The organism is Mesorhizobium sp. NZP2077 (assembly GCF_013170805.1).
GTDB lineage: Bacteria > Pseudomonadota > Alphaproteobacteria > Rhizobiales > Rhizobiaceae > Mesorhizobium.
Map to the genome: position 1 here is coordinate 6,947,287 of NZ_CP051293.1, position 22,124 is coordinate 6,969,410.

Annotated in this window: 21 protein-coding genes and 2 pseudogenes; 4 read left to right on the plus strand and 19 right to left on the minus strand. The window is 56.8% G+C overall.

Features of this window, described 5'->3' with window-relative positions; all coding sequences use genetic code 11:
• Nucleotides 1-731: 731 nt before the first annotated feature.
• The 6 genes from HGP13_RS34100 to HGP13_RS38285 form a co-directional block, all read right to left on the minus strand.
• Nucleotides 732-1,286, minus strand: a complete 555-nt coding sequence (locus HGP13_RS34100) for a UPF0149 family protein (RefSeq protein ID WP_172234201.1) — start codon at nt 1,284-1,286, stop codon at nt 732-734.
• Nucleotides 1,283-1,981 (minus strand): transposase, encoded by a 699-nt coding sequence (locus HGP13_RS38690; protein WP_281411320.1) that lies wholly within the window; start codon nt 1,979-1,981, stop codon nt 1,283-1,285. Before HGP13_RS38690 ends, HGP13_RS34100 begins: the two co-directional genes overlap by 4 nt.
• The gene (locus tag HGP13_RS37665; protein ID WP_210267835.1) at nt 1,974-2,858 is read right to left on the minus strand and encodes a transposase; all 885 of its coding nucleotides are present in this window, start codon (nt 2,856-2,858) and stop codon (nt 1,974-1,976) included. Before HGP13_RS37665 ends, HGP13_RS38690 begins: the two co-directional genes overlap by 8 nt.
• A 5-nt stretch (nt 2,859-2,863) precedes the next feature.
• A complete protein-coding gene (tnpB, locus tag HGP13_RS38855) occupies nt 2,864-3,022 on the minus strand; it encodes an IS66 family insertion sequence element accessory protein TnpB (protein ID WP_348648973.1) in 159 nt (52 codons plus the stop codon).
• Nucleotides 3,000-3,095, minus strand: a complete 96-nt coding sequence (locus HGP13_RS38860) for a hypothetical protein (protein WP_348648974.1) — start codon at nt 3,093-3,095, stop codon at nt 3,000-3,002. The genes tnpB (HGP13_RS38855) and HGP13_RS38860 overlap by 23 nt, the downstream gene beginning before the upstream one ends.
• 176 nt (nt 3,096-3,271) lie before the next feature.
• Nucleotides 3,272-3,481 (minus strand): hypothetical protein, encoded by a 210-nt coding sequence (locus HGP13_RS38285; protein ID WP_246707221.1) that lies wholly within the window; start codon nt 3,479-3,481, stop codon nt 3,272-3,274.
• Nucleotides 3,482-3,766: 285 nt separating this feature from the next.
• Here HGP13_RS38285 and HGP13_RS38290 point away from each other — a divergent pair.
• Nucleotides 3,767-3,907: pseudogene (locus tag HGP13_RS38290) on the plus strand (IS110 family transposase); the annotation flags it as partial.
• 1,104 nt (nt 3,908-5,011) lie between these two features.
• On the opposite strand, the gene HGP13_RS34120 reads toward HGP13_RS38290, so the two are convergent.
• From HGP13_RS34120 to HGP13_RS34175, 13 genes and pseudogenes are all read right to left on the minus strand, one after another.
• A complete protein-coding gene (locus HGP13_RS34120; RefSeq protein ID WP_172234203.1) occupies nt 5,012-6,124 on the minus strand; it encodes an enolase C-terminal domain-like protein in 1,113 nt (370 codons plus the stop codon).
• A gap of 148 nt (nt 6,125-6,272) precedes the next feature.
• Complete coding sequence (locus HGP13_RS34125; RefSeq protein ID WP_172234205.1) at nt 6,273-7,418, minus strand: ABC transporter ATP-binding protein; 1,146 nt, start codon at nt 7,416-7,418, stop codon at nt 6,273-6,275.
• Nucleotides 7,381-8,208, minus strand: a complete 828-nt coding sequence (locus HGP13_RS34130) for an ABC transporter permease (RefSeq protein WP_172234207.1) — start codon at nt 8,206-8,208, stop codon at nt 7,381-7,383. Before HGP13_RS34130 ends, HGP13_RS34125 begins: the two co-directional genes overlap by 38 nt.
• Before the next feature lie 4 nt (nt 8,209-8,212).
• Nucleotides 8,213-9,151, minus strand: a complete 939-nt coding sequence (locus tag HGP13_RS34135; protein WP_172219774.1) for an ABC transporter permease subunit — start codon at nt 9,149-9,151, stop codon at nt 8,213-8,215.
• Nucleotides 9,109-10,194 carry an extracellular solute-binding protein gene (locus HGP13_RS34140; RefSeq protein WP_172234209.1) on the minus strand — a complete coding sequence of 362 codons (1,086 nt, stop codon included), beginning with the start codon at nt 10,192-10,194 and terminating at the stop codon, nt 9,109-9,111. Before HGP13_RS34140 ends, HGP13_RS34135 begins: the two co-directional genes overlap by 43 nt.
• Nucleotides 10,195-10,357: 163 nt before the next feature.
• Nucleotides 10,358-10,945 (minus strand): annotated as a pseudogene (locus HGP13_RS34145) (IS66 family transposase zinc-finger binding domain-containing protein); the annotation flags it as partial.
• The gene (gene tnpB, locus HGP13_RS34150; RefSeq protein ID WP_348648976.1) at nt 10,946-11,179 is read right to left on the minus strand and encodes an IS66 family insertion sequence element accessory protein TnpB; all 234 of its coding nucleotides are present in this window, start codon (nt 11,177-11,179) and stop codon (nt 10,946-10,948) included.
• 29 nt (nt 11,180-11,208) lie between these two features.
• On the minus strand, nt 11,209-11,274 hold the full coding sequence (locus HGP13_RS38865) for a hypothetical protein (protein ID WP_348648977.1): 66 nt from the start codon (nt 11,272-11,274) through the stop codon (nt 11,209-11,211).
• Between the two features lie 41 nt (nt 11,275-11,315).
• The gene (locus HGP13_RS34155; protein ID WP_172234211.1) at nt 11,316-11,702 is read right to left on the minus strand and encodes a transposase; all 387 of its coding nucleotides are present in this window, start codon (nt 11,700-11,702) and stop codon (nt 11,316-11,318) included.
• 399 nt (nt 11,703-12,101) lie between these two features.
• Entirely contained in the window at nt 12,102-13,853 is a 1,752-nt protein-coding gene (locus HGP13_RS34160; RefSeq protein ID WP_348648958.1) for an ABC transporter permease subunit, read from the minus strand.
• A gap of 48 nt (nt 13,854-13,901) precedes the next feature.
• Nucleotides 13,902-15,002 (minus strand): ABC transporter ATP-binding protein, encoded by a 1,101-nt coding sequence (locus HGP13_RS34165; protein WP_172234215.1) that lies wholly within the window; start codon nt 15,000-15,002, stop codon nt 13,902-13,904.
• 149 nt (nt 15,003-15,151) lie between these two features.
• Complete coding sequence (locus HGP13_RS34170; protein WP_172234217.1) at nt 15,152-16,252, minus strand: ABC transporter substrate-binding protein; 1,101 nt, start codon at nt 16,250-16,252, stop codon at nt 15,152-15,154.
• A gap of 75 nt (nt 16,253-16,327) precedes the next feature.
• The gene (locus HGP13_RS34175) at nt 16,328-17,491 is read right to left on the minus strand and encodes a M20 aminoacylase family protein (protein WP_172234219.1); all 1,164 of its coding nucleotides are present in this window, start codon (nt 17,489-17,491) and stop codon (nt 16,328-16,330) included.
• A gap of 1,075 nt (nt 17,492-18,566) precedes the next feature.
• On the opposite strand from HGP13_RS34175, the gene HGP13_RS34180 reads away from it, so the two are divergent.
• The 3 genes from HGP13_RS34180 to HGP13_RS34195 all read left to right on the plus strand — a co-directional run bounded on the left by HGP13_RS34180 (nt 18,567) and on the right by HGP13_RS34195 (nt 21,835).
• Nucleotides 18,567-19,649, plus strand: a complete 1,083-nt coding sequence (locus HGP13_RS34180) for an extracellular solute-binding protein (protein WP_172234221.1) — start codon at nt 18,567-18,569, stop codon at nt 19,647-19,649.
• Between the two features lie 440 nt (nt 19,650-20,089).
• Complete coding sequence (locus HGP13_RS34190) at nt 20,090-21,205, plus strand: enolase C-terminal domain-like protein (protein WP_172234223.1); 1,116 nt, start codon at nt 20,090-20,092, stop codon at nt 21,203-21,205.
• A 279-nt stretch (nt 21,206-21,484) separates the two neighbouring features.
• Nucleotides 21,485-21,835 carry a GrpB family protein gene (locus HGP13_RS34195; RefSeq protein ID WP_172234225.1) on the plus strand — a complete coding sequence of 117 codons (351 nt, stop codon included), beginning with the start codon at nt 21,485-21,487 and terminating at the stop codon, nt 21,833-21,835.
• Nucleotides 21,836-22,124 lie beyond the last annotated feature (289 nt).

Consider the following 22,124-nt stretch of genomic DNA (forward strand, 5'->3'; position numbering starts at 1 on the left):
TGAGAGACTGCGCCGATAGGAAGATCAAGAGAACTTCGTTCGGCACGCCGTAGGAAATGGCAATTGTCGCGCAAAATGTGTAGAACGTGCGCGCTCGTTGGCGCCGGAGTACTGCGTGCATGCGGGTGAACGGGAGAGCAATATCTACTCGATGCCGTAATGGGCCGGCGCGCCTAGCATAGCCAGGAAGGTGGCTGTCCCTTAAAGTGATCATGTTGAATGGGCTCCGATTGTCTTGGCCCAAGCATCGAACGAGGGACAACCATTTAATTGTGCAGGGATTGATGTGTCGCTAAAACTGACAGCGTTTGCGTGGTGGGTTCATCGGGCAAGATCGTGCGAGAGACGAAGGTGGCGAGCGAGCCTGAGTCGCTATTGCAGCATTTTACCGATCTGGGTTGCCCGTCATCCGCGTCGGCCATGAGGCGGCCTGCTATGGCAGTTGTTGCGCCAGGGTCTGGTCGACGCCGACTTTGAGGTGGCGTTGCTGGACACACGGCATGGTAAGGCGGCAATGGCGGTGAAAGTCGCAAGCATGCTCGCGGGATCGCCCAGTTGCTGCGAATAGGCTGGTACTGTCCTATGCACGCCAAATCTGCAGATGCCCAGGTCGTGCGGGCCCTAATGGTCGGCCGCAAGCTGTTGCGTAAGCGGTGCGCCAAGGCACCTCCCAATATCGTCCTATGATACGTCTATGGTAGGTCAGCCGTTAGTCGGCACGCCGGCGGCGATCACTCCGGGTTGCCATAGCGGGTGACGTAATGGAGTTCGCGCAGGGCGGGGATGACGAGGGCAATGTCTTTGTACGCCTCGTGCTCGATGAAGTGCGCGGTCTCGGGCCCCGGCCTGGGCTTGCCGAGCACGGGTTTCCCCTTTTTGTCGACGCAGTAGATCAGGATCGGCAGCAGACCGTGGTGGGGGTTGTCGAGGTCAAGTAGTCGTTTCCATTTTTTGATGTTGAGATTCATGGCCGCGTAGAATCCTTGGCACCAGGGCCGGGGGTCGATGCCGCCGCTGGGCTTGGTTGCGAAGTGGAGCGCATAATCCTGCGGTCTGTCGAAGAGCGTCTCGTTGATCCGGTTGTGGATCCTGGCGACGCTGGCAAACACGGCGTGATCGGTTGGGCACATCCAGTCTTGCGGGTCCGGGCAGCGCGGCCCGTTGACCGCCGCCGTTACGAAGCCATCCAGCGCCGACATGGTCCGCACCAGCGGGCGGCTGGTCTTGGCAGCCATCAAGGCCTCGAGCGCCTCGTCCGACAGCGCCATGTCATCGAACGCGCTCATGCCGCCAACGGGAGCGGCATCTCTTCGCGGCGCGCCCAGTTCCGTGGCATCAGTTCGTCCCAGCGCGAGGCTGGCCAGTCGTTCTGGATGCGCTCGGTGACATCGGCCAGGTAGGCTTCGGCATCGACGCCGCAGAGCTTACAGGTCTCGATGATGCTGAGCACGACCGCTGACCGCTCTGCCGCGGCGAAGTTGCCCGAGAAAAGCCAGTTGCGCCTTCCGACCGTAAATCCACGAATGGCCCGCTCCGCGATCACGTTGTCGGGCTCGAGCTGGCCATCGTAGAGGAAGCGGTTGAACGCGCGCCATCGCTTGGCGCCGTAGGCGAAGGCCTTGGCGATATCGGCATGGCGCGACAAACCCTTGCCCTGGCGCATGAGCTGTCGTCGCAGCGCGCGGACCGGTGGTCGGGTCCGACTTCGTCGTGCGGCCAATCGCTCGGCGGACGGCAGCCCCCGTATCTCTTCCTCGATCCTGTAGATCGCCTGGATACCGGCCATCGCCGTCGTGCTGAGCTCGGTCGGCTGGCTGTCGTGAACGTCGAATATCTTGCGACGCAGATGGGCCAGGCAGGCAGCTTCGCGAATGGCGCCGCCCTTGTAGTCTGATTGTAGCCCCTGAAGCCGTCGGCCTGGAGCGTGCCGGCAAATCCGGCGAGCTCGCTCATAACGCTCTCGCCGGAGCGGCCTATGGATACCGGGCGATTGGCGGCTCCTTCGAACCCGAGTTGCGGTCGTCGGCGACGTAAATCCAGAGCGCGCCCTTGTGCGTCTTGCCGGTGCTTGGCGCCAGGATCGGAAGCCGCGTCTCGTCGGTGTGAATCTTGGTGCGGGTACGGCCGATCTCGCGGATGCGATTGTAGATCGGATCGAGCAAGGCGGCGGCGTAGCCGGCGCTGCGCACAAGCGTGGATCGCTCGATATCGACGCCCTTGGCGGCCATCATCTGGGCCTGACGGTAGAAGGGCAAATGATAACCCCACTTCGCCATCATGATATGGGCGAGCGCGGCATAGCTGAGCTTGCCGCGTGCAATGGCCTTGGCTGGTGCCGGCGCCTGGATGATTTTATCGCAGGTCCGGCAGCTGTACTTGGGTCGAACGGTCTCCATCACCTGCCAGGCCTGGGCGACCAGATCGAGCATCTCCTCGCTATCTTGGCCCATGGCACGCAGATCGCCGCCGCAGCCCGGGCAGCATGCGCGAGAGGGCTCGCGAACGATCCGATTGCGCGGCAGGTTCGGGTTGAGCTTGCGCACCGGCAGCACCCGGACCTTGTCGCTGTCAGCGACGATAGGCAGTTCGAGATCGGGCGCACTGGCGGCGAAATCGGTCTCGAGATCTTCGAGTTCGAGCTGCATCTGGCCCAGCTTCTCGGAGGAGCGGCCGAAGGCCTTGCGGTTGAAGCGATCGATCCGCAGCTGCAGGCGATGGATGCGAAGCGCGGCCTCGGCGCGCTTTCTTCGCAGCTGCTCATCCCGTTCGGCGATGGTGGTGTCACGGGCGGAAACGGCCGCTTTCAGAAAGGCGATCCGGGCGAAGAAATCAGCGATTGAGGGAGCTTGTTCCGACACCCAAATTACCGCCAGTCGATCCCCTCCAGAAGCAGCGAAAGATCCGCCTTGGTCAGCGACACGGCGGCCTGATCCTTGGTGGTTGGCCAGGCAAAACAACCCTCGGAAAGCCGTTTTGTAAAAAGGTAGAACCCTTGGTCGTCATGCGCCAGAATCTTGATGATATGACCCTTGAGGTCCCCGGAAGCAGAAGATTGCGCCGGTGTGCGGGTCGAGCGCGAGCACCTGCTGCACCATCCGCGCCAGGCTGTTGATCCCGCGACGCCGGCCGAACAAGATTTATCGACCGCGTCTGGCCGGCTAAATTCGGTTTGATTTGTGTCGATTTTGCTTCCGTAGACGAAGTCTTTCGGGTATGCGCATGTCTGTCGCGCCGCAGCAAAGGTAAATCCGGTCGGTCGGCACCACCGTGATCACCTCAACTCCGACAGGACGATACGCAGCGCCGTCGGGTCGACGGTCCCGTCGATTCGCAATCGCGCGCCGTTCGGAAAGGCCACGACGATCCTGCCGGCCGGGTCCGGGCAATCGGCGACGGGACGCTCGACCTCGGGCAGATCGTTCACTTCGATCCGCGCGAAAGTTGCCATCGCCTGATCGGCATCCAGCTCGCCGCTGCCCATCTGCTTGCGCCAGGCATAGAGCTGGGATGGGCTACGCCGAACGCTTCCGCGACCTCGGTCACCGACGACCCCGCCGCGCTCGCCAGGTCGACCAACGCGCGCTTCTCGGTGCAACTCCATAGCCTCCGTTGCCGCGAGCGCCTGGGCACCGTTGCACGATCTTCGGCCGGTGCGATGCCGCTTAACTCGGCGACCATATCACCCCTTGCATGTTCCAATGTCATGGCCCGAAAACTCCATGTTCATCGGCCTAATGCAAGGTGCCTTGGCGCACCGCTTACGCTGTTGCAGGCCAAGCTGCTCGACGTCGAGCTCAGCATACGGAATTCACGTGGTTACGGGCTCAAGGTTGGCGAGGTGAGCCGGAGATGCCGAAAGCGGTTCGGGGCGCGCATTCGCGATCTCATCGAGGGCCATGACATGCTTGCGACGGCTTCCGCAAATCATGCTGGCATGATGTGGCAGTCTTTGGTGCTGAGCACGGACAGCAGCATGATCCCTGCCGCGTGATGATCACTCGAAGGGACTTGACGAGTAAGGGCCTATTACAAAAGCTCTGTTGCACCGCTCAGGACCGTAGCACCAGCTCCCTTCCTCGTGCGTATTCAGACGAACAGGCTGGCATGTGACCCTGATCGTCGCGTTTCGCCAACCGGCCGAGCCTTGGGCGAGACGTCATCGCATTAAGGTTGATCAGGACGAGACGACTTGGCGGCAGGTAAAGTTTACCGCTCCCAATACTTGCCGCCCGTGGGCAAGCAGAACCGCTACAGTCCGTCGGTTCTGACTTACATCCAACCGCTGAAAGGGGACCTGCCGCTCGGACCTGATCGACTAGAAGCTAGTAGCCAACTTGCGATCGACGGTCTTTCCGGGGCGGTCCAGAAGCTCGGCTGGTACGCCCGGCGGTGGACCGGACCTCTTCCACAAGGTCAGTAAGTCCTGCCTGCCCTGCCGAGGAGGCGAGGCTCGAGACCACACACAGGCTCACGAAGGGCATTGTCCTCAGCTCGGCAATCATCTGGCGTATATTCTTCGTCAATATGTCGGCGAGCCTCGCCAAGCCAGACGCCGCGCCCGACAGGGTTTTCACCTTCGCCGAGATCACGGCGCTCGACCAGATTGACCCGTCCCGAACGCGACCGCGTCTCCAGCGGCGCACGTTCACCGCTTATATGTCGCGGATCGTCATGTTCGACAGCTATCTCTCCCGCAAACACCGGCATAATCCGCTTGCGCGACATCCCCTTAGGCATCTCTATTGGATCCAGCGATGATGTGTCGGACTCACCGGACTAAGGTCGAACACGCTTACATCGGCAATTCTCGCTGCTGGCCCGCCGTGTCCCTAGTTCCGCTAAAGGATAGGATTTTGCCACCCTATTCAGGGCGCTTATATAGTTATTCAGGGTTTAGTTAAGCTGACGTCCCGACAAGCGTGGGCGGGAGACACCAGCCATACTTGCATAGGGCTACAAATCCCCATTGCGCTTTATCGAGCCGGCCAAAAGGTCAAAGATGACCTCACCATCAATCCCTACCGCCATACACAGCTATTGGATCGCCGAGGCTACCCGGTAAGGGTTGTTGACCGAGTCCGGGCCGATCCGAGGCTTCCACCACTCCTACGCCACCCTGAATCAAGATGGGTGCATCCGTAAATCCGTCGGAGAGGCTACGTGATAACGGGTCGTAAACAGAGTGGCGGAGCTCCTTCGGGACGGACTGAGCCAAACCGAAAATCGCTCCTTGTACTATCCCGCTCCCCCCCACATCTTGAATGGTCATCGGAATCCCTGCCGTCACACACATATCGCGCGCGCGGCGGGCCTTTGTCAGACCACCCACTCTTGAGATTTTGATATTGATTAAGTCTGCGGCATTATCGGCGATAATCCGCATCACCATCTCAGGCGAGTCAACGATTTCGTCGAGGATCATTGGATGATCCGTCCGACATCTCACCGCGAGGCAGTCCTCGTATGAATAACAAGGCTGCTCTATATAGACGTCAAGATCGCGAATTTGTCGCATTACTCGTAGGGCTTGATCCCGTGTCCACCCGCGGTTGCAGTCGGCGTAGTATTCCTCACCCGGTTGGGCTTGTTCAAAGATTGCCCGCATTTTTGACACATCGTGCGCGACATCTCCGCCCAATTTCAATGACATACGCCGGTATCCCTTCTCACGGAAGGCCGCGGTCTCTGCCAACAACTCTTCAACTGACCCCTGGGGGTCGCACATAAGATCTAATCCCCCTTCGAACCTTCCGCCGAGAAGATCGCACAGCGGCATTCCCGTTGCTTTGCCGAGAATATCCCAACAAGCCATGTCGATTGGCGATTTACCGTATGGATGGCCGTACAAGAAATGGTCCATCAAATAGTTGATTCGATCGGTCTGGAGCGGATTTTCTCCAATGAGGTGCGGAGCTAATTCGGCAATGGCCGCTATGGCGCCCTTTGCGAACGCCGGCAGATAATTCCCTCCCATCGTTTCGACTTCGCCCCATCCGACGATCGCCGCGTCAGTCTCGATTGCTACAATGGTGCTTTCGATAGATGTCCATGTCCGACCACGCGATAGGCTGTATGGTGGACAAGGCCTCACAATTTGAAAAACTGATATGCGAGTTATTTTCATTGGAAGTTACCTCATTGTTTGCTCGCCTGGATGCGCTAAGTTGCGAGACATGATCCGTTGGTAGCGCAAGCCACGTGCCAGAGCAGGTGCCGGCGAGGCGACAGAACTTGATTGCCCCAAAGCTCAGTTGCTATGACATTCCTCCACCTCACATATGCCCTTCAGCCTGAAACACGAGGACATCCGACGCTGAAAAATGGGCGTGCACTGGCTGTCCCGCCACAAATCCCGGAGTTCTCCCGACATTCTTGCGGACTGCCAGTAATCTGCCCCTTCCTGCAAGCTCGACGACCACATGCATGTCGGCGCCCAGCGGTGCCACGTCGAGTACGACACCCACTAGGACATTGCATTCTGCGTCTTGAGCTACTTCACTCGCTGCCCCGCCCGTGAGCGTTATGTTTTCCGGCCTGACGCATAGATCAGCATGGTCATGTTGATTGGATGGCGGTGTTCTCGCGTGGATCTCAACTCCTTCGCTCGTGACATAGATGCTGACGCCCTCACTCGATCTGCCGCGCCTTGATCCATGAAACCAGTTGGACCTCCCGACGAACTCGGCGACGAATTTGTCGGCGGGCGCCGCATATATCTGCGTCGGCGATCCACGCTGAACGATTTTCCCACCCCGCATAACGACAACTTCGTCGCCTAAGCTGAGAGCTTCTTCCTGATCGTGGGTCACAACGATGGTCGTCGCGCCGACCGATCGGAGAATCTCCTTCAACTCAATGCGCAATTCTAGACGAAGCTTCGCATCAAGTGCTGACAAAGGTTCGTCTAGAAGAACAATCTGGGGATCAGTTGCAAGCGCTCGCGCAAGCGCGACACGCTGCTGTTGTCCGCCGCTTAGCTGGCTCGGATACCTGGCCTCCATGCCGGCCAGCTGAACCAGTAACATCATCTGCTTGACACGAGAGGGTATCTCCGCTTTCGGCGTTCCGCGGTACCGCATTCCGTAAGCGACATTTTGAGCTACGGTCATATGAGGGAACAGCGCGTAATCTTGGAATAGCAGTCCGACGTTGCGTTCATAGGGCTTCAAGTGCCCAACATTCTCGCCGGAGATTTCCACGGTCCCGCTGTCAGGCGACGTGAAACCTGCAATGATGCGAAGCGTGGTCGTCTTGCCGCAACCGCTCGGCCCCAAAAGAGAAAGCACCTTTCCTTTCTCGATTTTCAGAGATACGGCATCGACTGCAGTGAATTCTCCGTACCTTTTGGTGACGTCTTTCAGTTCCAAAACATTCATTCGATCAAGCCCTATAAATGCCCCGACCGATTGCTCGCTCAAGGCCGATTACACGGTCAAGCACGACCAGTAAAGCGAAGGTCAGGCCCATTAGGGCCACTGCTGCCGCAGCGATTGTGAGATCTAAATGCGACCTCATTAAACTAACTAACGCAATGGGTAGCGTGTAAGTATTGAAGTCGCACAAAAATATACTGATCGCGACATCGTCCATAGAGAACGCAAACGCAAAAATCGCGCCAGCGGAAATGCCGCTCTTGGCGAGAGGCAAGGTGATCGTGAAGAATGTTTGTCGCGCGTTAGCGCCGAGGCTCAACGCGGCCTCGCCCAGCGTTTCGCTAATGCCAGTAAGCCCGATCAATGTCATCCTTATAGTATAAGGCAATGCGATGATTAAATGTCCGGCAAGCAGCCTGGCAAAAGGCGGAAGGAGGTCAAATAGAGAGAAGAACATAAGTAACGCGAACCCGATGATCACGCCGGGTATTACGAGAGGTGATAAAAACATGGTGGTGATTACGTCACGCCATCGCGGAGACATTCGGCTGATCGCCACCGCCGCTGATGTACCGATCACTGTCGCTAGGACCGTCGTAGCAATTGCCAGCAGCAAGCTGGTCTGGAACCCGGACCACAAGTAAGCATTGTCAAAAAGCCGGTCGAACCATTTCATCGACAGGCTCGGCGGAGGGAATGGGCCGATGAACTCGCGCCCGTCGAATGCCATGGACACGGTAACGATCACCGGGAATAGGAGGAATGTTGCGGTTCCCGCGATAACCGCCTTTACGCACAAAACGAGCAGGGCATCTGCATTTCTATTGCTGAGCATTCTTTCACTGCCAGTCAAATGATGTGGCGATTCTGGACATGACGAAAATCAGAAGCAAAGAAAGAACCAACATAGTGACCGAGATTGCCGCTCCACTGGGGTAATTGGCAACTTCGCCGAAGCGGCTGTAGATAAGATTTGATACAAATAGCACGCGCCCTCGGCCCAAGATCAACGGGATAACGAAGGCGCTCACGCCCATCGTCATCGATACCAGAAACGCAGAGACAAGTCCGCGGATGCACAATGGCAACGTTATCGTGATATGAGTCTTAACTGCCGATGCGCCAAGGGACTGGGCCGCCTCTGCGAGGTGCGGATTGTAATTTTGAATGGCCCCGATCAAAACCAGGATTGACGTCGGTATTGCGTAGTGGAGCAACCCCGCGATGACCACGAAATAGATGTACAGATAGCTATTAGTATTTATCCCAGCAGCGGACATGATCCACGTGAATATCCCGACTGACCCGAAGGTCAAATCAATTGAATAGACACGAACCAGGGAGCTCAGGAACATGAGGCCGATAAGGGTTGAAATCGCTGCCTTTCTGACTAGCAGCGATGCACGCCTGGCAATGCAATATGCAATCGGAAAGGCAATGAGAATGGCAATGGCTGCCGCGCAGAAGGCCAAGAGATAAGTCTGAATAAAGTATCGGGCATAGACCGGGAGAATGATCTCTGTATAGTTTTCGGTCGTAAACGGAGCTCCCTCCTTCGAGCCAATCCGACCTGGCTCGAAGATACGAAAGCTCTGATCAAACACCGCCAACATCGGCAGCGCAAGGAATAGGACCATTGATGCCACTGCGGGGAATAGCAGTAGCACTTGGGCTCTCGTACTTCTCATCCACTGTCTCCGGCTTTTGGTGTCATTTCGGGCAGCGCATTTTTCTTCTAAAGAAGTGGCATGACCTCCTGCTCCCATCGCTTCATCCACGCATTGGCCTGCTCGGAAACATAAGTCCAGTCTGGAATATAGATATACCGGTCCATCTCCTCGCTGTTGAAAACGAAGGGCCTCACTTCGTCCGACGTTGTCGCCTTTATATTGACGGGGATGCCCGAAATTTTGCGGTTGAACTCCTCGTTGTTTCCCGCATTGATCGCAAAGTTTGCGAATTTGAACGCCGCGTCAGCATGTTCTCCTTTGAGTACGCACCATCCCTCTTGGTAGAGGAACGTCCGGAATCCTGACTCCGGATCCATTTTGTTTAGGTTTTTGAGCTTGAAGGCGCGCCCCATCTCAATCGCGCCGGTGCTATTAGTCAAGCTTATGCAAGTTTCGCCGGAGCTGATGGAATTCGAAAGATCAGACCCGTCCGTAGCCACGCGGCCGATATTTCCGCTGCGTGCCAACTCTTTCACGAAGTCCCAGGCCGGCTCCATGTTCCGCTCGTCACCACCTCTGTGAAGCGCGAGCCCAATCATCTGTATATTAGAGTTGATGCTGGGCGCCGGAAAACAAATTTTTCCCGCCAGCCGAGGGTCCAAGAGGTCATCAATCTTGGTAATCTCAAACGGAGCCTTATCTGCCCGATAGAACCAGAAGATCGACGATATAGTACGGGGTATGTTTATGACATTCCCCGCGCCATCCTTGATCAGCAGCTTTTTCGGGATATCTGCCAAATTTGGTACCTTCTCCACCGTGACCGGCTCCGCCCAGCCTTCCCGGGCGATTGCTTGCATCGAAAGATCCCACCCCGCCACAAGGTCTATGCCAGGGTTCGGCCATGTAGCCTTGATCTTGGGCAGAATAAGTGCGGCCCCGCCGGAATACAGTTGCCAGTTAATCTTGACATCCGACTGTTTGGCCGCGATTTTCTGGACCTCGTCGATGTAACTTCCGCCCCATTCAGTGGCCGTGATTGCGTCGGCGGCATACGCCCTGTCTACCACCAACGAGCCGAGAGTGCCTATCGCCGCAACCGATACTGCATCTTTCAGGAATTTGCGTCGTGACACCGGATGCTTAAGCATGTCATTGTTCCCCTTTCATTTTGTTGTGGTGGGAATTAAAGCGCCATCACAATCGGCCACAAGCATTATTTCGATATTGCGGCCATCTGGAATTCAGATAGTCGAGCCGACGCGAACAAGGGACTCGCCGCCGGTGCGGATTCGGACGATTTATTGGACGGCGTTGGCTGATCGCATCGCAGTCGCGGCAGGTGAATTTCTCCTGCACCGTCTCGGTCACTTTGAACCGACGTGGGATCTCTTCCAGCGTCTCGGTGACGTCTTGCCCCAGTCTCGATAAACGCACCCGCCGCAACAGGTCGGCGGATCGATGACCAGGCGCTCGCGCTCGATATCCTCCACCCAGGGCTATCGGACCGGCCGTTTGCGCGTGAACGGACGCACACTCGAGGCCTTGCGGCAGCCGCCTGCACCGCACCTCATCCTCCGTCGCCGCCATCACCAGCTCTTCGAGCTGCAATTCCATCTGGTCGATCAGGCGTGCCGTGCGCTCTGAACGCCGGCCGCGCAGTTCGCGCTACAGCTTCTCGATCGCGAGTTCCAGGTGTGCAATCAGGACCTCACTGTCAGACAGCATGGCCCGCGCACAGGCGGTTTGCGCCACCGCAATGTCCCGTTCGGCGACGATGGTATCGCGCTCGGCGACAACGACATCGCGTTCAGCCCGTAACATCTCACGCTCGCAAAGGAATGCCAGGGCGCTCGCAAGGTCCGCCGGAAGATCGGAAGGCTTCGAAAGACATGAAGCCATTCAACCATATTTTCCCCGGATTTCCAATGCGATACATCCGACCCGTGTCGGACGCCAGGTTTCTTGCGGATTGCGCCAGTCCATCCCGGACAATAAATAAGACAGTTGCGCCGGTGAGATCTCAACAGCACCGCCCTCCACGTTCGGCCAGATGAACCGGCCCGTCTCCAGCCGACGGCTGAAAAGGCACGCGCCCAGGCCATCATGCCCCAGATGATCTTCAAAATATTCGATCTGCGGCCCCTGAAGACGAAGAGATGCCCTTACAACGGATCGTGCTTGAAAACCTCCTGCACCCGAAGCGCCAGAGAGGGAAAGCCACAGCGCATGTCCGTATACCGCGTCGAAAGCCATACCTTGCCTCCGATCCCTATCGGAAACGGAACCACCACAACGTCTCCAGTCCGCGCATGATCCGAACCAGCGCCTCAACGTCGACATTGCGGTCCACGAGCACACAACGACCATTTGCGCTGACAACCTCAATCCGGCTAGCCTGCGGCAATGACCCTGCTGCCGGCTCTATCTCTGGAACAAGCAGTGCAGGGATAAAGCCGCCAGCAGGCGACGCAACATCCAGTTGCCACGCTCGTGCCAGCCGTCGCCATTCATAGAGCTGCGAACGAGAAATCCCATGTCGCCGCGCCGTCGTCGCGCACAAGCCAGGTTCCGAATTAATCTCAGCGACAATCTGGAGCCTCTTCTCTCTGCTGAAGCGTCGCCGCCGGCCGCTATCGATAATCTCAAGCCGTTCCATTCCGCACTGTCCTCATTGGCGTCAACAAGGACAGTCAGTGCCAAACCCCACGAGGCCTACAAGACGGCCTTGTTCGGATGCGCACGTTCCTCATCAAGACACGACGAGCGAGGCGGCGCGTCGTGAATGGCCGGCTTCGACATAGCCACAACGCATTCACGCAGATCTATCGAATAGGGGCTTGGGGATCGCAAATCAGTTCCTACCGGGAATGAATCACAAACGCTGCCTTACCGACCTCCCTCTTGATTCCAATTTGAACGTCCGCCGCTGTAGATCGCCTCGAGTGACATCCCCACTGCCAGCGCCGAATTTGAGGCCTTAGATCCTTGTCGTGATGCATGGATCAAGAGCGCTTCATACTACGGTCTACCCACCTCTGACACTGAAGGCGCTATCTCAAGCCGCAGCTGCTGGACCCGCGCGCTGAAGGCCAGGCGCCGATCGCCACCCCGCGACGTAGAGGAGGATTAGACAGAGTACCGGGATGAGGATCAGTAGCGATGACACAGCGGCAATTGTAGGATCGATCTGGTTGCGAATATTCTCCCACATCTTCAATGGCAGCGTGCGGATCGAGAACCCAGCTACCAGGGATGTGACGACGACCTCGTCGAAGGAGGCGAGGAACGCGAACACGGCGCCACCAATAATACCAGGCCTGATCAAAGGCAACGTTACCCTAATGAAAGTCCGCAAAGGATTCGCCCGCATGCTCATGGCCGCCCGTTCCAGCGCGGGATCGAAATTTGCCAGCGTGGCGGACACGATCACGACGACATAGCCGACAGCGCCAATGGTATGCGCGAGGACAATGCCGGTCATCGAGCCGAGCAGCCCGAGTTTGAGCAGCCCGAGATAGGTCGCTATTGCCACGACGATAACCGGAAAAGTGATCGGCGTCAGGATCACCATCGTCAAGGTACTGCGCAACTGCGGAACACTACGATTGAGGCCGTAAGCCGCCAGCGTGCCTAGGATGGTGGATAGGATAGTAGTTACAATGCCGATCTGGATGCTGGTCCAGGCGGCACCATACCAAGACGGATCGCTGAAGAAAGCGCGATACCACTGCAGCGAAAGGCCTGGGGGCGGAAATTGCAAAAACTGTCCCGCGCTAAACGACATGACGACGACGAGCAATTCCGGAACCAGCAAGTAGAAAATGACTAACACGAGGAATATAATGCCGACCATCTTCGACCAATCGCTTTTACCGGCAGCTTGGTAGAGGTGCATCGTCCAACGTTTCGCACGACGGAGAGTAAAAATTTCGTCCAGATGGCGTTTAAACCCTCCGAAAACCGGCAGTCGATTGGCCCAAGACTTCCGCGCAGGTTGCACCGCTCGTCCCTGTGTACCAGAAAGATCAAGCCCGAACGTGGAGAGCACGACGATGGCGACCGCCAGGAGGATAAAGGCCGATGCAGCCACACGCCCCATGTCAAAGAAAGTATGGACCTGCGACGCGATGAAGGTGGAAAGCATGGCGTCCCCCAACCCGCCAAGGGCTGCGGGCGTGATGTAGAAGCCGAGGCAGATCACAAAGACCAACAGACAGCCGCTGCGCACGCCCGGCATGCTGAGCGGGAAGAATACTCGCCAGAAGGCGGTGAACGGCCGCGCCCCCATGCTACGGGCGGCCGCCATGAGAGACTTATCGATACCCATCATGACGCTAACCAGCGCCAGGATCATCATCGGCAGCATGATGTGTACCATTCCGATATACAAGGCTAAGCGGTTATAGATGAGTTGGAGAGGACTGGAGATAAGTCCAAGTTCGAGCAGCAGATTGTTGATCAAGCCATTGTCGCCGAGGATCACGATCCACGCATAGGTGCGCGCTAGCAGACTGGTCAGGTAGGGGATGACGACGACCAGGATGAGAGCCATGCCCAGCCTCTTCGATGCCGCCACGATCAGATAGGCCGTAGGGTAGCCGACGAGGAGGCAGATTGCCGTGGCTACCCCGCTGATCTCGAGGGTCTGGTAGAGCACACGGACATTCGCCGGCTGGCTGAAAAACGACCGGTAGTTGGTAAGCGAGAAGGCGGGCGCTTTGAGGCTGGTCAGAAAGAGCAGGATGATCGGAATGGCGAATACGACGAGCAGCACGGCGAGGGCGGGGCCAATGAGCACGATGGGCATTCGGCCCAGTTTCCGAAACGTCTTCATCCCAATTCCCCTTTCGGCGCCTCACGCACTGACAAAGCGAACGTCTGAGCGCAACCAGTCGAGGCGTACCTCATCGTCAGCTCGAAAGATCTGTTGGCCGGCGCCAACGTGCTCGCGCACAATCAGCACACTGTTCCCGGCGCGCACATAGTATTTCCGCAACGGGCCGGCATAAATCATGTCTGCGACAGTGCCGGCGATAGACTGTCTTTGGTCAGCGTCGGCTCGCATTGGAGCCGCACGAGCGGCGACGCAGATGCGTTCTGGCCGAAGCATCGCAACGGCGCCCGAGAGCGGCACGGTATCGGATTCAACTTTGAATCCGCAATTTTCGAGGATGTTGGCCTCGCCCAGAAAATTCGCCACGAACTGCGTCGCAGGCCGGTCATAGAGAGCCTCTGGTGTATCGGTTTGCTCGATTCGGCCGTCGCGCATAACGACGATGCGGTCCGACAGCGTGAGCGCTTCCTCCTGGTCGTGCGTGACGCATACAGTGGTTTTGGCAAACTCTCGGTGCAGGCTCTTGATCTCGCCCTGCATCTGCTCGCGAAGATTGCGGTCAAGGGCGCCCAATGGCTCGTCGAGCAGGAGGATCGGCGGATCGGCTATCAGCGCTCGCGCAAGCGCTACGCGCTGCTGCTGGCCCCCGCTTAGTTGCGATGGCATCCGGCCGCCATAATCCTTAAGATGGACGCGCTCAAGCATTCGATCGACATGCGTTGCCCTCTCGGCGGCCCTGACGCCGCGCATTTCGAGTGGGAATTCCAGATTCCGGCGCACTGTGAGGTGCGGAAACAGTGCATAGCTCTGAAAGACGATGCCCTGGTCGCGCCGGTAGGACGGCACCGAGGCGACCGACTTCCCACCGATCAGGATGTCTCCTTCAGTAGGCTCTACGAACCCGGCGAGCAGCATCAACGCTGTGGTCTTGCCCGAACCGCTTGGCCCTAGAATAGTCAAAAACTCGCCGCAACGAACCTCAAGTGACAAATTCTTGACCGCAGCGACCGCGCCATACATCTTGGTCACGTTGCAGAACTCAATCTGCGCCGAAGCCGAACTCATTATCAATGCTTCATCCTTGGCCATTGGCAGGGTGGTGCTTTTGAGATGCAAGGTCATGATTGATCCTCCAACCCGCGACACGAAAACGGCTGCTTGGCACATTGCTTCGAGGTAGCCGGGTGCCGGCCGAGGGGCTCAATCCATTTCTCAGTCAGGCAGGAAGGCGACCGTTTGGCCGCCTTCCCCAAACACTCATTGATCGGCGATCACTGAAGAATCCACTCGTTCCAACGCTGGATAAGCCGTTCGACGTTTGTCACGCCGTCTGATCCTGCCGTAGCGTACCACTTGGAGTCCACCACTATGCTAGACTTCAGGTAATCAGGGTGGCTGGCGAATTTTCGTCCGACATCGTCTGGCAGCAGTTTATACGCATTTCGGTTCGCGGGGCCATAAGGAATGAGCTTTGCAAATGCGGCCTGTGTGTTGGCGCGGGTGATGAATTCAATGAATTTCTGTGCGTTCTGCAGATTTTTGGTGCCCTTTGGGATACCCCAGCTTTCCCAAGTCACTTTTTGTTGGTTTCGATTGGCCTCAATCGGCGCGCCTTGGTCCATCAATGCAATCGCTCGGCCGTCGTAGGATTGCGCAAGGTCGACAACCTTGTCGTGCAGCAATTGCTGGTTCTCGGACCCGGTAACAAACCATTTGCGGATATGCGGCTTGATCTTGTCCAAGCTCGCGAAAACTCGGTCGATATCCAAGGGATAGAGGGCATCAGCAGGAACACCATCCGCCAGCAGAGCTTCCTCCCATGGGCCGCCTCCGTCCACGCCCGAGGACATCGCACGAACCCCGGGATACTCGCTGACATCCCAAAATTCTGCCCAAGTGGCTGGCCGCGGTTTGCCAGCTGGGAACTTCTCAGTATTGTAAACCATACACAGCGCGTAGACGATCGACCCAACACTATACGGAGTCCGGGTGAAGTCTACAATCGCATCCAACTCATCCTTCTTGTAGATTGAGTAATCGATCTTCTCCAGGAGGCCCTTCTCAGGAGCTTTGAAAGTTGTGGCCGCGTCCACGGGGATCACATCCACCGAAACGCTATTGGTCGACACCATTAGCTCAAGCGTGGCTGCGGGGACTTCTTCAGCGACCGGGGTCACTTTAATTCCCGTCTCGGCTTCGAAAGGCTTTACATAGGCTTCGATACAGGCCTTTGCGTAATCGCCACCATTGAGAGCGACGCTCAGTTCGCCCGGGGACTGAGCAGCAGCGCGGCGGGACTGGTAAGACATCGCACCTACCGCGATAGCGGATGCTCCATGCATGAAACGTCTGCGGTTTATTGACAGGCTCATTGTTTGTTCCTCCTCAAAATGTCGTCGCTGGACGGAATACCTTTTTTGTTTCGCAATTCAGTCGTACGGCCTTAGTCAGGCCGCCAGCGTCGTATCGACCAGGTTCACCCAATAGCCGATGCCATAGGGTAGGGCTTCGTCATTGAAGTCATACGTCGGGTTGTGCAATGCAGCGGTCTGGCCATTGCCGAGCTCAATGTAAGATCCGGGCCTCGCCTCAAGCATGTAAGCGAAATCCTCACCTCCCATGCTGGGTCGCAGCCTATCGTTAACGGACTCAGATCCGACGAGACCGCATGCCGCCTTTATCGCCACATTAGTCGCTTCCGTGTGGTTTACCATGCAGGGTTCGAGCCGCCGATGCTTAAACTCGATTTCCGCGCCGTATCCTTGCGCTATGCCTTCGGCGCATTTCCTGATCTGTCGTTCAGCATATTCCCTGAGCTCAGATGCGAGGGACCTCACGGTCCCGGATATATTAACATATTCTGGTATAATGTTGTACGCCGTGCCGGCTTCTAGCTTGGTGACAGAAATAACGAGGGACTCGAGCGGGTCCGTGCCCCGCGAGATCAAAGTCTGGAGGCCTAGGACGATTTGTGCGGCTATAACGATTGGATCGATGGTCTGGTGCGGACTGGCTGCATGCCCCCCCCTGCCCTTCACGACTATGTCGAACTCATCAAGAGCGGCAGCGGTAGGGCCATCGCAAATCGCGAACTTGCCAACGTCTAGGCCCGGCGAGTTGTGCATCCCGAAAACCTGGGAAATCTCGAACCGCTCCATGATGCCTTCCTGGACCATCCTTTGGCCGCCCAGTCCATCTTCTTCCGCCGGCTGAAAGATCAGGGCCACGGAGCCCTTGAAGTTCCGCGTCTTTGCCAGGTATTTTGCCGCCCCCAGCAACATGGCCGTGTGACCGTCATGGCCGCACGCGTGCATCTTGCCCGGTATTTGAGAAGACCAGGGTTTGCTCGAGGCTTCTCGAATCGGCAGGGCGTCCATGTCGGCTCTCAGCCCGATCGTCGGCCCGTCTCCGCCTTCGCCCTGAATGATTGCGACAATACCGGTTTCTGCGATTCCCGTTTCGATATGATTGATGCCGAATGAAGCTAGTTTCTCGGCCACGAAGCTAGCTGTGTTGTGTACTCCATAACCGAGCTCGGGATTCTGGTGGAGGTAGCGGCGCCACTCGGTTGCCTCGCCCTGCAAATCTCGGAAAGTCTCAACGCTGTGCATCCGTTGCTCCTGCATATTTCCCGGCCGATTGGCATTTGACTTTCACTTGAACATCGGTCGCCCGGTGGTTGTCGTCAAATGCAGTTTGTATATCATCCTCATCTAGAAGTGAGATGGACGCTACTGCCTGCAAATTGTCCGATGTGGTTGACGATCCGCTTCCGGTATGCGGTGTGCCAAGTGTGGCTGGCTTAAGTCTCACGAGGGAAATTCGTGTGGTGCTAAGACGGATCGCCGACGTTACCAATGGTAACGCCGTGTATTCGAATTGGAGCGTCGGATGCGTGCAGCGGGGTCGGGCGTCAATATCGGCAACGTCCTCGCGTGGATTGGCGAACGCATCAATTCGTTTAGCAGCTTTCTGCCTTCGATGACGCCGAAACTATCCTCGCCCGATTGGCCGGATCAGGGATCCAGAGCAGATCTTCGCCGCAATGACTCAAGTCGGCGATCACCATGGCAGGCTTGGCGGATGCGCGGGAGCTCATGGTCGATCGGCCTCAGTCGTCCTTGTAACTCAGCACGGTCGAAGAAGTGGGGTTGCGGAGCTTGGCGGTCCGTCGGAAGGCGGCGCAGGCCTTGGCCCCCTTACGCCACCTCCTCGCCCGCGCCGCCCTAGACTAAGACATCCACGCAACTCTCTCGGTGGCTAACGTCAAGCCGCAAGCCAATGAGTGGTGGGACATCGCTTACGATAAGGCTGCGGTAGTACGCGATTGGCTGCTACCGCAGAAACGCTGCACATAACGGATAGGCAAGGAATCTCCCAGACTCTCCGTCCGGCAGCGCGAATGGAAGGCCGCGTGCCCACGCTGGCGACGGTCGCCAAATCGTTGACGCTCGCCTCTGCCTTCGCAATGCACGGGGCAGGACGGCCTGTTGGCAGGATTGAAGACACCCAGGCTCTTCCCCACGTGACAACCGCTACCCGGCTTGTCGGGTGAACTGCCTGTGTGGGGTGGGCTAACTTGGTTATCTGAATCCCAGATGGCCGCAATATCAAAATTATGCTTGTCAGCCGGGCGTGACGGCGCTGTCATTCCAGCACGACAAAATAACAAAGGGGAACAATGACATGTTTAAGAATCCGGTGTCACGACGCAAATTCCTGAAAGACGCAGCGACGGCCACGGCCATAGGCACTCTCGGCTCGTTGGTGGTAGACAGGGCGTACGCCGCCGACACAATTACGGCCACTGAATGGGGCGGAAATTACATCGACGAGATCCAGAAAATCGCGGCCAAACAGTCGGATGTCAAGATTAACTGGCAACTGTATTCCGGCGGGGCCGCACTTATTCTGCCCAAGATCAAGGCTACATGGCCGAACCCTGGCATAGACCTTGTGGCGGGGTGGGATCTTTCGATGCAAGCAATCGCCCGGGAAGGCTGGGCGGAGCCGGTCACGGTGGAGAAGGTGCCGAATTTGGCCGATATCCCGAAAAAGCTGCTGATCAAGGATGGCGCGGGGAATGTCATAAACATACCCCGTACTATATCGTCGATCTCCTGGTTCTATCGGGAAGATAAGGCTCCGTTTGAGATTAGCAAGATTGATGACCTTTTGGACCCTCGGCTGGCGGGGAAAATTTGTTTTCCGGCGCCCAGCAACAACTCCAATCTGCAGATGGTTGGGCTCGCGCTTCACAGAGGTGGTGACGAGCGGAACATGGAGCCGGCTTGGGACTTCGTGAAAGAGCTGGCGCGTAGCGGAAATATCGGCAGGGTGGCTACCGACGATTCTGATATCAACAATTCCATCAGTTCCGGCGAAACTTGCATAAGTTTTGAGGGCGGTGGGGCGCTTCCGGTGCTGCGTGACTTCAAGATCAAATACCTAACCAAAATGGATCCAGAGTCAGGATTTCGAACGTTCCTTTACCAAGAGGGATGGTGCGTACTAAAAGGAGGGCATGCTGATGCGGCGTTCAAATTCGCCAACTTTGCGATCAATGCAGGAAACAACGAAGAGTTCAACCGCAACATTTCGGGCATCCCCGTCAATATAAAGGCGAAAAACTCGGACGAAATGAGGCCCTTCGTTTTCAACAGCGAGGAAATGGACCGGTATATCTATATTCCAGACTGGACTTATGTTTCCGAGCAGGCCAATGCGTGGATGAAGCGATGGGAGCAGGAGGTCATGCCACTTCTTTAGGAGAAAAACGCGCTGTCCGAAATAAACCCAAAGCCGGACGAGAGCCCAAATGCTACTGCTATTCCCCGCAGTGGGATCAATGCTCCTATTCCTTGCGCGGCCGATGTTGGCGGTGTTTGATGAGCTTTCGCATCTTCGAGCCAGGTCGGATTGGCTCGAAGGAGGGAGCTCCCCCTTACCAACGAAAACTACACCGAGGTCATTCTCCCGGTCTATGCGCGATACTTTATGAGATCCACGCAAGAACTCCGCTATCCAATCAATAGGACCATGCTGATCTATGCGTCAGGCCGGAAAACATAACGATCACGGCAGCTAGTGAAGTAGCTCAAGACTCAGAATGCAATGTCCTAGTGGGTGTCGTGCTCGACGTGGGACCGCTGGGCGCCGACATGCATGCGGTCGTCGAGCTAGGCTCAAAGACAAGGAGGTAACTTCTAATGAAAATAACTCGCATATCAGTTTTTCAAATTGTGACGCCTTTTCCACATGGCTACAGCCTATCGCGTGGTCGGACATGGACATCTTTCGAAAGCACCATTGTAGCAATCGAGACTGACGCGGCGATCGTCGGATGGGGCGAAGTCGAAACGATGGGAGGGAATTATCTGCCGGCGTTCGCAAAGGGCGCCATAGCGGCCATTGCCGAATTAGCTCCTCACCTCATTGGAGAAAATCCGCTCCAGACCGATCGAATCAACTATTTGATGGACCATTTCTTGTACGGCCATCCATACGGTAAATCGCCAATCGACATGGCTTGTTGGGATATTCTCGGCAAAGCAACGGGAATGCCGCTGTGCGATCTTCTCGGCGGAAGGTTCGAAGGGGGATTAGATCTTATGTGCGACCCCCAGGGGTCAGTTGAAGAGTTGTTGGCAGAGACCGCGGCCTTCCGTGAGAAGGGATACCGGCGTATGTCATTGAAATTGGGCGGAGATGTCGCGCACGATGTGTCAAAAATGCGGGCAATCTTTGAACAAGCCCAACCGGGTGAGGAATACTACGCCGACTGCAACCGCGGGTGGACACGGGATCAAGCCCTACGAGTAATGCGACAAATTCGCGATCTTGACGTCTATATAGAGCAGCCTTGTTATTCATACGAGGACTGCCTCGCGGTGAGATGTCGGACGGATCATCCAATGATCCTCGACGAAATCGTTGACTCGCCTGAGATGGTGATGCGGATTATCGCCGATAGTGCCGCAGACTTAATCAATATCAAGATCTCAAGAGTGGGTGGTCTGACAAAGGCCCGCCGCGCCCGCGATATGTGTGTGACGGCAGGGATTCCGATGACCATTCAAGATGTTGGGGGAACGGGGATAGTTCAGGGTGCGATTTTCGGTTTGGCTCAGTCCGTCCCGAAGGAGCTCCGCCACTCTGTATACAACCCGCTAGCACGTAGCCTTAACGACGCATTTACGGATGCACCCATCTTGATTCAGGGTGGCGTAGGAGTGGTGGAAGCCTCGGATCGACCCGGACTCGGTCAACAACCCTTACCGGGTAGCCTCGGCGATCCAATAGCTGTGTATGGCGGCAGGGGATAAGACAATTAGGCTATCTTTTACCTGTCTCGGCTGGCCAATGCAGCCGATCGTGTTTTGGAAGCCTGAACCCACGAATTGCTGCTGCGGATCTCGTCGACGTGCTTCGCTTTGTGGCGGCGCACGTCGTTTTGGATTTCTTGTAATTTAGTGGATGACGAGAATTCCGCGCAGGCTGAGCCATCCGGGTGCCATATCGGACATCGAGGAAGAGCAGAAGCGGAAGTCTGAATCGCCCGCGTTGTGGATAAGAAGTGGCCACGAGGCGGCCTGCAGTGGGGCATGATGGACGTGGCGATTCCAACCGAAGCCGACCTTTCTGTTGCAATCCCTAAGCTCTCGAAAATTGTATATACGTATGGGGGTGAGAGAGGAATTGATGGGCGTCACGCCTTTACTCAGCCGAGCAGGTTGCCGGCGCATCACCTCTACGTTCGTTCAGCGGCCAATGCAGAACTCGGGCGGCATATAGCTTTTCGCGACTACCTCCGCGCCAATCCCGACGCGGCGAAAACATATGGGCTTCTCAAGAAGGGCCTTGCCGACAGGTTCGGCGCTGATCGAGAAGGTTACAGCAACGCCAAAACGGCGTTTGTTTGCCGAGCGCTGTCAAAGCGGTCGCGGAACTCCTGACTTTCGGGCCCGGACCAGGGGTGGTGCGCTTCGCCGGCGGCAGATAGCGAATCTCGATGCCGCGCACTTCCATAAATTCCAGTATGATTGGCTCTACTGCCTCGACAGAGATCCGAAATTGTCGAAACGCGACAGCACGATGAAGGCCTTTCGTTTGGTCTCCCGAAGTGGCCGAGCGCATCTCAAGGGGGACCACGTCTGTGATCTAAAAGAGCGATGGTACGGTTCGCGACTTTATGTTGGTGAGTCCTACGCCGAGTGGCGCATACATGACTGGCAGTGGTTCGAA

Coding starts and splice junctions, on each gene's coding strand:
- HGP13_RS34100 (WP_172234201.1), bottom strand. CDS start 1,286: ATGAGCGCGTTCGATGACATGGCGCTGTCGGACGAGGCGCTCGAGGCC.
- HGP13_RS38860 (WP_348648974.1), bottom strand. CDS start 3,095: ATGGTGCAGCAGGTGCTCGCGCTCGACCCGCACACCGGCGCAATCTTC.
- HGP13_RS38285 (WP_246707221.1), bottom strand. CDS start 3,481: ATGGGCAGCGGCGAGCTGGATGCCGATCAGGCGATGGCAACTTTCGCG.
- HGP13_RS34120 (WP_172234203.1), bottom strand. CDS start 6,124: ATGAAAATAACTCGCATATCAGTTTTTCAAATTGTGAGGCCTTGTCCA.
- HGP13_RS34130 (WP_172234207.1), bottom strand. CDS start 8,208: ATGCTCAGCAATAGAAATGCAGATGCCCTGCTCGTTTTGTGCGTAAAG.
- HGP13_RS34140 (WP_172234209.1), bottom strand. CDS start 10,194: ATGCTTAAGCATCCGGTGTCACGACGCAAATTCCTGAAAGATGCAGTA.
- HGP13_RS34155 (WP_172234211.1), bottom strand. CDS start 11,702: ATGGAACGGCTTGAGATTATCGATAGCGGCCGGCGGCGACGCTTCAGC.
- HGP13_RS34160 (WP_348648958.1), bottom strand. CDS start 13,853: ATGCCCATCGTGCTCATTGGCCCCGCCCTCGCCGTGCTGCTCGTCGTA.
- HGP13_RS34165 (WP_172234215.1), bottom strand. CDS start 15,002: ATGACCTTGCATCTCAAAAGCACCACCCTGCCAATGGCCAAGGATGAA.
- HGP13_RS34170 (WP_172234217.1), bottom strand. CDS start 16,252: ATGAGCCTGTCAATAAACCGCAGACGTTTCATGCATGGAGCATCCGCT.
- HGP13_RS34175 (WP_172234219.1), bottom strand. CDS start 17,491: ATGCACAGCGTTGAGACTTTCCGAGATTTGCAGGGCGAGGCAACCGAG.
- HGP13_RS34180 (WP_172234221.1), top strand. CDS start 18,567: ATGTTTAAGAATCCGGTGTCACGACGCAAATTCCTGAAAGACGCAGCG.
- HGP13_RS34190 (WP_172234223.1), top strand. CDS start 20,090: ATGAAAATAACTCGCATATCAGTTTTTCAAATTGTGACGCCTTTTCCA.
- HGP13_RS34195 (WP_172234225.1), top strand. CDS start 21,485: ATGATGGACGTGGCGATTCCAACCGAAGCCGACCTTTCTGTTGCAATC.